The organism is Gemmatimonadota bacterium, assembly GCA_026706345.1.
Lineage (GTDB): Bacteria > JAAXHH01 > JAAXHH01 > JAAXHH01 > JAAXHH01 > JAAXHH01.
The window spans coordinates 1-12,350 of the sequence record JAPOYX010000172.1 but is presented as its reverse complement, the minus strand read 5'-3'; the positions used below and the strand labels follow the sequence as shown (position 1 = coordinate 12,350).

The 12,350-nt window shown below is 60.0% G+C and carries 12 protein-coding genes; all 12 read left to right on the top strand.

The annotated features are described in order from the left end of the window. On the top strand, positions 1 to 1,038 hold a 1,038-nt coding region (nusA, locus tag OXG98_11475), incomplete at its 5' end, for a transcription termination factor NusA (protein MCY3772623.1). 19 nt (positions 1,039 to 1,057) lie between these two features. Further along, a complete protein-coding gene (locus tag OXG98_11470; GenBank protein MCY3772622.1) occupies positions 1,058 to 1,411 on the top strand; it encodes a ribosomal L7Ae/L30e/S12e/Gadd45 family protein in 354 nt (117 codons plus the stop codon). Between the two features lie 81 nt (positions 1,412 to 1,492). Continuing rightward, positions 1,493 to 3,751, top strand: a complete 2,259-nt coding sequence (infB, locus tag OXG98_11465; protein MCY3772621.1) for a translation initiation factor IF-2 — start codon at positions 1,493 to 1,495, stop codon at positions 3,749 to 3,751. A 7-nt stretch (positions 3,752 to 3,758) separates the two neighbouring features. Then, on the top strand, positions 3,759 to 4,040 hold the full coding sequence (locus OXG98_11460; protein ID MCY3772620.1) for a DUF503 domain-containing protein: 282 nt from the start codon (positions 3,759 to 3,761) through the stop codon (positions 4,038 to 4,040). Positions 4,041 to 4,049: 9 nt separating this feature from the next. Next, entirely contained in the window at positions 4,050 to 4,454 is a 405-nt protein-coding gene (rbfA, locus tag OXG98_11455; protein MCY3772619.1) for a 30S ribosome-binding factor RbfA, read from the top strand. Then, a complete protein-coding gene (locus OXG98_11450; GenBank protein ID MCY3772618.1) occupies positions 4,451 to 5,383 on the top strand; it encodes a bifunctional riboflavin kinase/FAD synthetase in 933 nt (310 codons plus the stop codon). Before rbfA ends, OXG98_11450 begins: the two co-directional genes overlap by 4 nt. A 72-nt stretch (positions 5,384 to 5,455) precedes the next feature. Continuing rightward, positions 5,456 to 5,725: a 30S ribosomal protein S15 gene (gene rpsO, locus OXG98_11445; GenBank protein ID MCY3772617.1), complete on the top strand. Its 270-nt coding sequence runs from the start codon at positions 5,456 to 5,458 to the stop codon at positions 5,723 to 5,725. Positions 5,726 to 5,793: 68 nt separating this feature from the next. Then, positions 5,794 to 7,878, top strand: a complete 2,085-nt coding sequence (gene pnp / locus OXG98_11440; protein MCY3772616.1) for a polyribonucleotide nucleotidyltransferase — start codon at positions 5,794 to 5,796, stop codon at positions 7,876 to 7,878. A gap of 95 nt (positions 7,879 to 7,973) precedes the next feature. Beyond that, the gene (locus OXG98_11435; GenBank protein ID MCY3772615.1) at positions 7,974 to 9,236 is read left to right on the top strand and encodes a pitrilysin family protein; all 1,263 of its coding nucleotides are present in this window, start codon (positions 7,974 to 7,976) and stop codon (positions 9,234 to 9,236) included. Positions 9,237 to 9,397: 161 nt separating this feature from the next. After that, positions 9,398 to 9,850: a dUTP diphosphatase gene (gene dut / locus OXG98_11430; GenBank protein ID MCY3772614.1), complete on the top strand. Its 453-nt coding sequence runs from the start codon at positions 9,398 to 9,400 to the stop codon at positions 9,848 to 9,850. Between the two features lie 113 nt (positions 9,851 to 9,963). Beyond that, the gene (locus OXG98_11425) at positions 9,964 to 10,302 is read left to right on the top strand and encodes a phage holin family protein (GenBank protein MCY3772613.1); all 339 of its coding nucleotides are present in this window, start codon (positions 9,964 to 9,966) and stop codon (positions 10,300 to 10,302) included. A 48-nt stretch (positions 10,303 to 10,350) separates the two neighbouring features. Further along, positions 10,351 to 11,799, top strand: coding sequence for a hypothetical protein (locus OXG98_11420; protein MCY3772612.1), 1,449 nt, complete (start codon positions 10,351 to 10,353; stop codon positions 11,797 to 11,799). Positions 11,800 to 12,350 lie beyond the last annotated feature (551 nt).

Below are 12,350 nucleotides of genomic sequence, written 5' to 3'. Positions count from 1 at the left end.
CAGATCACCCTCGAGGCCGCGCAGGGCATCAACCCGGAGGCGGAAGTCGGCGGTCGGGTCGAACAGGAGCTGGCCTTCGAAGAGTTCGGACGCAACGCGATACAGGCGGTGAAGCAGGTCGTCGTGCAGCGCGTCCGGGAGGCGGAGCGGGAAAACGTCTTCGAACTGTACAAGGACCGGGTCAACGAAATCGTGATCGGCAGTGTCCAGCAGGTGGACCGGGGCAATATCATCGTCAAGATCGAGCGCACCGAGGCGCTGCTTCCGTGGCGCGAGCAGATTCGAAGGGAAAGGTACCGCCAGGGCGAGACCATTCGCGCCTTTATCCTGGACGTGCAGAATGCCATAAAGGGCCCCCAGGTCATTCTCTCGCGGAGTTGCGAGGCTTTCCTGGAGCTCCTGTTCAGGATGGAAGTGCCGGAGATCCACGAAGGCATCGTGGAGATCAAGGCGTCCGCGCGGGAACCGGGCGACCGGTCCAAGATCGCCGTCCTGTCCCACGATGACCGGGTGGATGCGGTAGGGGCGTGCGTGGGCATGAAGGGTACGCGGGTCCAGGCGGTCGTCCGAGAGCTCAACAACGAGCGGATCGACATCGTGCCGTGGAGCAACGACCCCTCCGCCTTCGTTACCCAGGCATTGCGTCCCGCCGAGGTGGCCCAGGTCCAGATCCTGGACATAGAAAAGAAGGACATGCGCGTGGTGGTCGAGGACTACCAGCTTTCGCTGGCTATCGGAAAAGCCGGCCAGAACGCCCGGCTCGCCGTGAAGCTCACCGGGTGGAATATCGATCTGATCAAGCGGTCGGATCTCGAAAAGCAGCTCATTTCCGAGACCTTCGGCGTGGATGATTCCGACACGGACGAAGCCGGGTCGCTCGCGGAGATAGAGGGCATATCGGAGAAACTGCGGCAGAAGCTGGAAGATGCCGGCTACACGACGGTGGAGTCCCTGCAGCAGGCCACGGCCGACGACCTGCAGGAGATCTCCGGGATCGGCGGGGTGACGGCCGACAAGATCATGACCGCGGTGCAGTAAGCGTAAAGGACCTGCAGGTTTGACGAAAAGCGTTCATCCGTCGGTGACCGGCCTCCTGGGTCTCGCCGTGCGCGCGGGCCAGGTAAAGGGAGGTACGGAGGCCGTTAAAAAGTCCGTTCACGGCGGCAAGTCCCGGCTGGTCATCCTGGCCGAGGATGCCTCCGAGGGGACGAAACGCTCCTTCAGGAGACTGGCTGGCTCCCGGGGCGTTCCCGTGCTCGAATGTCATTCCAGCCTGGAACTGGGCTCGTGTCTGAACAGCGCGCCCAAAGTAGTTCTGTCCATATTGGACCGGCATTTCGCGAGCGGCATGCTGAAGAAAGCTTGTCCGGCGGGTGGCCAGGCCGGACCGGAACGGGCCAGGCCGAGCTAGACCGAACTGTGGACCAGGCCGAACCGAGCCAGACCAAGCCGGCCGGGACATCCGGCAAGAATAGAGGAAACGTTTAAGCGTATGGCGTCGAAGAGAATCTACGAAGTAGCAAAGCAATACAATATATCAAGCAACGCCCTCGTCCAGATGCTCCGCGATCTGAACCACACGGTCAAGAGCCATATGAGCGTCATGGACGAAAAGATGGTCCTCGACGTCAACATGCGGTTCGAGCAAGAAAAACTGGCGGCCCGCAAGGAACAGGACCGCAAGAAGAAAATCGCGTCGGACCGGTCCGCCAAGGCGAAGGCGGTGAAGGACAGCCCGAGCCGGGGCAAGCAGAAGGCCGAACCGAAACCGGCGGCCAAGAAGGACGAAACGCCCTCCGCCCAGGTGGAAAAAGGCGATAGCGAGGGCCGCGGACGTCGGCGTCGATCCAAGAAGAAAAAGAAGGCGAAGGTCGATCAGAAGGAAGTGGAAGCCAGCGTACGCCGGACTATTGCCCAGATGGACAGCACCCGGACACGCCGCCGGCGCCGCCGCGGCGACCGGGAAGAGGGGGAAGCGGACGAAGAGTCCGCGAACCTCGTACGCGTTCCGGAGTTCATCTCCGCGGGCGAACTTGCCGAGCATCTTTCCGTGTCTCCCACCGAAGTCGTATCGAAATGCCTGCAGCTCGGCCTTATGATCACCATCAACCAGCGGCTGGACATGGATACCATGATGACCGTCGCCGCGGAATTCGGCTATGACGTCGAGGAGCAGTCCGAATACGGCCTGGAGTACATCGAAGAAGACGAAGAAGAAGACGACGCCGTCCTCGAGTCCCGTCCCCCCGTCGTCACCATCATGGGGCACGTGGACCACGGCAAGACCTCGCTCCTCGACTACATCCGGGAAAGCAACGTGAACGCCGGCGAGGCCGGCGGCATTACCCAGCACATCGGAGCGTACGAAGTCGACCTGGAGGGCGGCCAGATCACTTTCCTGGACACGCCGGGCCACGAGGCCTTTTCCGCCATGCGCGCCCGGGGGACGCAGGTGACCGACATCGTCATCCTGGTCGTGGCGGCCGACGAGGAGGTCATGCCGCAGACGATCGAGGCCATTGATCACGCCAAGGCCGCCGAAGTACCCATCATCGTCGCCCTTAACAAAATGGACCTCGAAACGGCCCGTCCGGACCGTATCAAGGAACAGCTGAGCCAGCACGGACTGCTGGTGGAAGACTGGGGCGGCGACGTCATCGCCTGCGAGGTTTCGGCCCTGACCGGACTGGGCGTGGACCACATCCTGGAAATGGTGCTGATCCAGTCGGAGATGCTCGACCTGAAAGCGAATCGCAACCGGCGGGCGCAGGGTGTCGTGGTCGAAGCCGAGTTGGACCGCGGGCGGGGCACGCTCGCCACCGTCCTCATTCAGCAGGGCGCGTTGCAGGTCGGCGACCCCTTCGTGGCGGGCCAGTTCAGCGGCCGGGTACGGGCGCTGCTCAACGAACGGGGCGCGCGGATCGCGGAAGCGGGCCCGTCCACCCCCGTGCAGATCATGGGTTTCTCAGGCATGCCCCAGGTCGGAGACGCCTTCGCCGTCGTGGAGTCGGAGTCCCTGGCACGGGAGATCGGTTCGCGGCGCCGGCAGATGCGCCGGGAGCACGAATTCCGCCAGGCCAAGCCCATCACCCTCGAGGACATCTACGACCAGATCAAGGAAGGTGAAATCCAGGAACTCCCCGTAATCGTCAAGGGCGATGTGGGAGGATCCGTGGAGGCTTTGAGCGATTCGCTGCTGCGCCTGGAGAACGACGAAGTCAAAATCAGGATAATACATACGGGCATCGGGGCCATCAACGAATCCGACGTCCTGCTCGCCACCGCGTCGAATGCCATCATCATAGGATTTCATGTGCGGCCGAACGCCCAGGCGCGGGCGCTTGCCGAGCGGGAAAAGGTCGATATCCGCCTGTACGACATCATCTACCGGGTGATCCAGGACGTCACGGACGCCTTGGAAGGCATGTTGAAACCCGATATCGAAGAGCAGGTGGTGGGCGTGGTGGAAGTCAGGGAGATATTCAGGGCGCCCCGCGTGGGCACCATCGCGGGATGTTACGTGCAGTCGGGCAACGTGACCCGTAACGCGAACATCCGTCTCATTCGTGACGGGATCGTCGTCTACGAAAGCACGGTGGGTTCCCTGCGGAGGTTCAAGGAGGACGTCCGCGAGGTGCAGTCCGGGTTTGAATGCGGCCTGACCGTCGAGGGTTTCCAGGACGTCAAGCAGGACGACACCATCGAGGTCTACGAGACACGGGAAGTCGCCAGGCAACTCCAGACGCGTTAGGCGAACCATGATCGTGGGGCTTTGCCGGATCGACGTCTTTCTTCCCGAAAGCCGCTCGCTGAAGGCCAAGAGGCAGGTGATCAAGGGACTGAAGGACCGGATCCGGAACCGATTCAACGTGTCCGTCTCCGAGGTGGACCACCAGTCGCTCTGGCAGCGGGCGACCCTGGGGCTCGCCATGGTGTCCGAGGAGAAAGGATACGTCGACCGGACCTTGCAGCAGGTCCTGAATCTCGTGCACGCCGAGCCCAGGCTGCAGGTCCTGGATCACGCGTTCGAGTGGTACTAGGAGACGGACATGGCACACCGCCGGACGGCACGGGTGGCTGACCTGGTCAAGCAGGAAGTCAGCCAGATCATTCAGCATGAAATGAAGGATCCCCGTATCGGATTCGTGACGGTGACCTCCGTGGAAGTGTCCATCGACCTGAGACACGCCCGGATCTACTTCAGCGTGCTCGGATCCAAGGCGGATCAGGAGGCCAGCCTGGAGGGACTCGAAAGGGCCAGGGGGTACATCAGGACGCAGCTCGGACGGAGGATCAAACTGAGGCACGTTCCGGAACTGATCTTCCGATACGACGAGTCCTTCGACTACGCACAGCGTATCTCGAACGTCATGAGGAGCATCGAACACACGGAAGAGAACCCGGAGGGTCAGGTAGACCGGGTTACGGCGGAGAGAGGGGAAGACGAAGGTTGACGACGGTCCTTCGCTCCGTGGAAGACGCGGCGAGGCGCTGTCCCCGGGCCGTGATAGCCGCGGGCAACTTCGACGGGGTACACCGGGGGCACGGGGCCATTATCGAGCAGGCGATAGACCGGTCGCGCGCGTTGCGCGCCCCCTGCATGGTCGTCACGTTCGACCCGCATCCGCAGCTGGTAGTCGGCAGGAAGCCGTCCCTGCCGATCCTGACGCCGACCAGCCGGAAACTGGCGCTTTTGTCGCGGTATGAAATCGACGCCGTACTCGTCATTCCCTTTACGGACGAGTTTGCCCGGATCGAGGCGGAATCTTTCGTTAAAGCGACCTATGCGGATGCGCTGGATATACGGGAGATCATCGTTGGCTACAGCCACAATTTCGGAAGGCACGGACGGGGAGACCGGTTGTTGCTGGAGCGGCTGAGCGCGCGGTACGGTTTCGCCGTCCAGGTGGTTCAACCGATACAAATGGAAGGGAGTTCCGTAAACAGCAGTCATATTCGTGCCCTCCTTTCCGCGGGAGAGATCCAGGCCGCCGAACGCTTGCTCGGCCATGCCTACGTGATTGCGGGCACCGTGGTCCGCGGGGACGGACGGGGCAGGCAGCTGCGGTTTCCCACCGCGAACGTGGCGGCGCACGACCCCCATGCGCTGATTCCGAAGCGGGGCGTCTACGCGGTGCGGGTGCATCTGGACGATAAGGCGATGAACGGCGTGATGAACATCGGGACGCGGCCCACGTTCGGAGAGAGCCGTGAGCACTGCGAGGTACATATACTCGATTTTGATGGTGACCTTTACAACCGGACGATCGAGGTTGAATTCGTGGAGCGGATCCGGGACGAGAAGCGGTTCCCGTCCGTCGAAGCCCTCAAGGACCAGATTACAAAGGACGTGCATACGACATACAATATGTTGAAAGCGTGATCGAAACTGGCGGGCCCTTTGGTCCGCGAAGAGCCGTCGATCACAGTCAATCCATTTTAAGGAGATCGTTTAGTGAGCATTGAGAAAGAACAGAAAGAGCAGATCCTTGCCGAACACGGCCGTCACGAGAAGGACACGGGGTCTCCCGAGGCGCAGATCGCCCTCATGACCGCGCGGATTACCGAACTGACGGAGCATTTCAAGGTCCATAAGAAGGATCATCATTCGCTGCGCGGTTTGTTGAAGATCGTAGGGCGCCGTCGCCGGTTGCTCACCTACCTGCGCAGGCACGACATCGAACGGTATCGTAAACTGATCAAGGAACTGGGTATCCGCGGGTAAGCGGATAGGACCCGATGTTGATGGCACAGTAGCCATCTGTTGACGTTTCAAGGAGAAAAACTCGTATTATGGCACATCGTGTTGAGCTCGAACTGGCCGGAAGAACGCTGTCCCTCGAAACCGGAAAAGTCGCCAAGCAGGCGGATTCATCGGTGTGGGTGCAGTATGGGGAGAGTGTCGTTCTCGCCAATGTCGTTTCAGAGAACAAGTTCGTCGAAGGAAGAGATTACCTTCCGTTGATGGTGGATTATCGCGAGAGAATGTACGCGGCGGGACGCATTCCCGGCGCACGGCTGCGGAGAGAAGGTCCTCCGTCCGAAAAGGAAATCCTGAGCGGGCGCCAGGTGGATCACGCCATTCGGCCGCTGTTTCCCAAGGATTATTTCTACGAGACGCAGGTTTCCATAATCGTGCTGTCGACGGACATGGAAAACGACCACGATATCCTGGGCGTTATCGGCGCCGCGGCGGCCCTGCACATCTCGGATATTCCCGTCAAGGCGCCTCTGGCCGCGATCCGTATGGGGCGGGTGGACGGCGAATTCGTCGTTAATCCGACCTACGGCGACCTGGAGGAAAGCGACCTGGATTTCGTCGTGACCGGCACGCCGGATCACATCATGTCACTGGAAGGCAGTGCCCATGAGATATCGGAAGAAGACCTGACCGACGCGATCATGCTCTGCCACGAAAACATCAAGGCGGTCATCGGCAAGATCGAAGAACTGCGCCAGATGGTGGGCGCGCCCGAAAGGCGTACATACGATTCGCCGAAGACGGATTCCGTACTCGCTGACAAAGTGCGCGAAATCGCCCTGCCCCTGGTCAAAGAAGGAAACCGGACGCGCGAGAAGCAGGCGCGTGGCGACTGTTTCAGCCGGGCCGCGGACCTGGCCGTCGAGCAACTGGCGGAAGCGTATCCGGACAGCGAGAACATTATTCGCGACTTGGTGCGGGACGTGCAGAGCGCCGACATGCACGACATGATCAAGAACGAAGGCGTGCGCGTCGACGGCCGGGGCATGGATGATATCCGGCCCATCTGGTCGGAAGTCGGAGTCTTGCCGAGGACGCACGGGTCGGCGATATTCAGCCGGGGCGAGACTCAGAGCCTGACCGTGACGACGCTGGGTTCCAAGCAGGACGAGATGAAGCAGGATGATCTCGAAGGCGATTCGCTGAAGTCATTCATGCTGCATTACAATTTCCCGGCGTACAGCGTCGGCGAGGTACGCATGGCCCGGGGACCCCGTCCGCGAGATATCGGGCACGGTTCGCTGGCGGAGCACGCCATCGCACCCGTGATCCCCTCGGAGGATGTATTCCCGTATACCATTCGCATCGTTTCCGAGATCCTGGAATCCAACAGTTCATCGTCCATGGCCACGGTATGCGGCGCGACCCTGTCCCTGATGGACGCGGGCGTTCCGATCAAGAGCCCCGTCGCCGGGGTGAACATCGGCCTGATCCCGGACGATCCCAAGCCGCAGTACCTGGTCGACATCCAGGGGGTGGAGGATCACCTGGGCGGCATGGATTTCAAGGTCGCCGGCACGCGCGAGGGCATCACTTCCGTGCAGCTTGACGTCAAGGTCATGGAGGTGAACGAGGAGATCATCCGCGAGTCCTTCGCCCGGGCGAAGGAGGCACGGCTGTTCATTCTGGACAAGATGGCCGAGACCATCGCGGAAACGCGGCCGCAACTGTCCGAGTACGCCCCACGCATTCTGACGGTTCAGGTCAAGCAGGACCAGATCGGTTCCGTGATCGGTCCGGGCGGCAAGGTGGTGCGCGGCATCCAGGAGGAGACGGGCGCCCAGATCAATATCGAGAACGATGGAACGATAACGATCGCCGCCGTAGACGCGGCCGCCGGAGAAAAGGCCAAGCAGATCATCGAAAGCATGACGGAAGAGCCCGAGATCGGCAAGGTCTACCAGGGTACTGTGAAGCGGATCGTCGATTTCGGCGCCTTTGTGGAGATCCTTCCGGGCAAGGACGGCCTGGTGCACATTTCCGAATGGGAAAACCATCGTACGAATTCCATGCGGGACGTGACCAACGAAGGCGACGAGGTGACCGTGAAGATCATCAATATCGATGATCAGGGCAAAGTCAAGTTGAGTCGAAAGCAAGTGCTCTCCGCGAATTAGACGGAGCGAAGGATCCGAACGCCGCCACCATGGGGTCAACCGGGGTGTCAACCGATCCGGCGCCATGGTGGCGATCTATCCTGTACGGCCCTCCCTTGCCAGAATCCACCGACCGTTCCAGAAAAACCGTGCTTCCCAACGGCATCCGGGTGGTTACGGAGTACATGCCGCACGTCCGTTCCGTGACGATGGGGATATGGGTGTGGTCCGGCACGCGATTCGAACCCGCCGAGAAGCCCGGAATCGCCCATTTTCTCGAACACGCGGTATTCAAGGGCACCGAGAAGCGCAACGCGTACCAGATCGCCCAGAGCATCGAAAGCCTGGGCGGGTACCTCAACGCCTTTACCGGCCGGGAACTCAACTGCTACTTCGCCCGCGTGATGGACAGCCACCTGCCCGTCGCGGTGGACGTAATCGGCGACCTGCTGCAGTCCTCGAAGTTCGACCCCCATGAAATCGAGAAGGAAAAGATGGTGGTCATCGAGGAGATACATGGTCTCGAGGACAACCCGGAAGACCTGGTCAGCGAGCTTTACGCCAATCTGATCTGGCGGCCCCATCCCCTGAGCCGGCCGATCCTGGGCAACGCGCCCTCCGTCTCGTCCTTCACGCGAGATCACCTCGTCGCTTACCTTGCAGCCCGTTACCGGAACGATCGCATATACGTTATTGCGGCGGGCAGCGTGGATCACGAGGCCCTGGTCGATCTCGTACGTGACCAGTACAATTTCTCCGGGGGCGTTCCGGATGCCGATCCGGACGTCCGGATCGATCCGAGGCGGCTTGACAAGCGGGTGCTGAGCAAGGACATAGCCCAGGTACATCTCTGCCTGGGCGGCGTCGCCCTGCCCTACGGCCATCCATCGAAGTACACCCTGTTCCTGCTGAACGCCCTGCTGGGCGGCGGGATGACCTCGCGGCTGTTTCAAAAGATCCGCGAAGAGGCCGGCCTGGCCTACTCGATCTATTCGGACCTGGATTTCTACCGGGATACCGGCCAGATCTGCATCAATGCCGGTGTGGACCCGAAGGACGCACAACGTACGATCGACCTGATCCGGCAGGAGTGCCGGATGTTATGCGAGCAACCCGTCCCGGAGGAGGAACTCCGCGATACGCGGTCTCAACTGACCGGCAGCCTGTACCTGTCGCTGGAGGAGTCCGGCAGCGTGATGAACCGGCTCGCCAGGGCGGAAATTTACGATAACGCCTATTCCAGCGTGGACGAGACCGTCCGGAAGCTGGAAGAGGTGACCACGGCCGATATTACCGAACTGGCCGAGGCGGTTTTCACGCCGGAAAACACGTACCTGGCGGCCGTCGGTCCCGTGTCGGAAGACGATATCGCCCTGTGAGTGACCTGTAAGCACCTTTTGAGCGGCCCGTGAGCGACGGCCATTTTCAGTGGTCCGTGCGCAGCCCTTTGAATAGTCCGTGAGCCGGTGACCAGTGGCCAATTAGAGCAGGCCGAGAGCAGCTCTTTGTGCGGCCCATGAACCGTAGCCGGGAGCAGCCCATGAACACCCCCGTCGTCATACCCATCGCCTCGACCCGGCCCGACAGTGTTCATCCGGCGCCGCGGAGGATGACACCCGGATCCGCGGGGCTCGACCTGTACGCCTGTGTCGACGAGCCCGTGGAAATCGCGCCAAAACAGCTCGAATTGATCGGGACGGGATACGCCATCGCGCTGCCTCCGGGATACGAAGGGCAGGTACGTCCCCGGAGCGGCCTGGCGCTCAAACACAAGATCGGCGTGCTGAACAGCCCGGGCACGATCGACTCGGACTACCGTGGAGAGATCAAGGTGATTCTTTTTAATTTCGGCGATGAGCCGTACAGGGTCAGCGACCGGGAGCGGATCGCCCAGCTTGTCATCGGCGCCTTGCCATCCGTCGTCTTCGAAGAGGTCGACCGCCTCGACGAAACCGGGCGAGGCGCGGGCGGATACGGCCACACGGGAAGATAGCACCACGCGTAAGCCGGGCGTGGCTCCAGCCGCGGCGCGAAACGGAAACGGCACGAACGGAAACGGCACGAACGGAAACGGCACGAACGGAAACGGCACGAACGGAAATCGTTATGTTACTGAGACTGATTCTTACGACCCTGGCCATTCTCCTGGTGACCAACGTGTACAGCGGCATCCAGGTCGATTCCGTCACCACCGCGGTCATCGCGGCCCTCGTCCTGGCCCTCATCAACACGATCGTGCGGCCCATCATCGTCCTCCTAACCCTGCCCATCAGCATGCTCACGCTGGGCCTGTTTCTCCTCGTCATCAACGCGTGCATGCTGTCCCTGGCCGCGTGGCTGGTCAACGGGTTCGACGTGGGGGGCTTCTGGGACGCCCTGATCGCATCGTTCATCATCTCGGTCGTCGTGGCGCTTCTGAGCGGAATGATCAAGAGCAGGAGCTGATTCGTTCATGCCAGGCAGGATGAGCGGGCAGGAAGCAGGCGAGAAACTATGATCCGAATCAAAGAGATCGACCTTCGCATCCAGAACATGCGCACGCGCATGCCTTTCAAATTCGGCATATCGACCATGACCGCCGTGCCGCACCTGGTACTCGGCATGGTACTCGAGGTAAACGGCCGGACTGGAAAGGGTTACGCGGCCGACCATCTCCCCCCGAAGTGGTTCACGAAGAACCCGGAGACGTCCCTCGAGGAAGAAGTAGGGGACATGATCGCCGTCATACGTCACGCCGGCGACGCCGCGCTGACCATTGGACCCGTTTCCGATCTGTTCACACTCTGGCAGGAGTTATACCGGGAACAGAAATCCTGGGGCACCGGGAGAGGATTTGCGCCCCTCCTGTGGGGTCTGGGCACGAGCCTGGTGGAAAGAGCCATGATAGAGGCTTTCTGCCGCTTACAGGGCACTAATTTCGGCCAGGCCCTGCGATCCAACGCCTTCGGCATTCGTTTTGACGCGTTCAACGGACAGTTGAAGGGCCTGGAACCTGCCGACGTGTTGCCCGACGCCCCGATAACGGTCACCAGCGTGCGCCATACCGTTGGACTGGGAGACCCCCTGACCAGGCCGGATATACCGGCGGAAGAGCTGTGCAACGATGGGTTGCCCCAATCGCTGGACGAGGTCATCGATTCCTATGGCATAACGTACTTCAAGATCAAGCTGTTCGGCGATGAAGCACGGGATTTCAGCCGCCTGAAGCAGACGGCCGCGATCATCGGCGGGCGCCTGGACCGCTACGCCTTCACCCTGGACGGCAATGAGAATTACGGCGACATGGAGTCGTTCCGGTCTTTCTGGGAAGCACTGCGGGCGGACCGCGGTCTGACCGGGTTTCTGCGGCGGCTGATCTGCATTGAGCAGCCCCTTCACCGCAACATCGCGCTGGACGAAGAAGTAAGGCGGCACTTCCAGGCCTGGCCGGACCGTCCTCCCTTCATCATCGATGAATCGGATGGAGACATAGGCGACGTGGAGAGGGCCGTCGACATCGGATATGCGGGTACGAGTTACAAGAACTGCAAAGGGGTATTCAAGGGCCTGTCCAACGCGGCCTATTTGAAATACCTGTCGAATCTTCATCCGGAACGTGAATACGTGTTGACGAGCGAGGATCTGTCCAACATAGCGCCGGTTGCCCTGGCGCAGGACCTCGCGGTGCTGGCGACATTAGGGGTTGACCATACCGAACGGAACAGCCATCATTACTTCAAGGGCATCACCGTCTGGCCCGAAGATATACAGGAAATGATGGTGAAATGCCACCCGGACCTGTTCAGCTTGCACGCGGATGGGTTTCCATGCATGAATATCCGCCAGGGCCGGATCAACATGGAGAGCGTCACCACGAGTCCCTTCGGGGTCGGATTCGAGTTCGATAGTTCTCAACTCACCCCGCTGGATGACTGGAGCTATGATTCTCTGGAAACCGGATGATCGGTTCAGTGACGTTCAGTAGGACACAAGTATCGTGGTCGGAGTTCCGGTGTTCATGCGGCTCGTACAATTAATAATAATTTTGTACAAAACCAAGAAGAAACCGTACAACTAGAGTTATTATTGTACATATCCAGTGGATCAACCGTACAGAATGTATATTTTTTGTACAAAGGTCAAAAACAAGCATGAAACGACAAAATAGGTCGGCGAACAGAGCCCAGAACTGGATTTCAACCGATCTCGGTAAGAATGAAGTACTGAATAACGCGAGTTTCAGGCCGAAAATCGGGTTTTCGAGGTAGTTTCGAGCCACCCCCTGACCCTCTGGGAACCGGATTAGAGGCGAAATAGATTTACATAATATCTATTATGCGAAGTAGGGTTTTGGAGGGGAAAACGATGGAATTTGAGGCCAGGAGCTATAAATCGGGCTAGAATGGAGCAAAAACACCAATGTACAAATGAAAAGAGTGTTGTACAATTGCCATGGACAGATTGTACAAATAAATAGATATTAGTACTAATTGCGATACAGGTCATACAAAGAT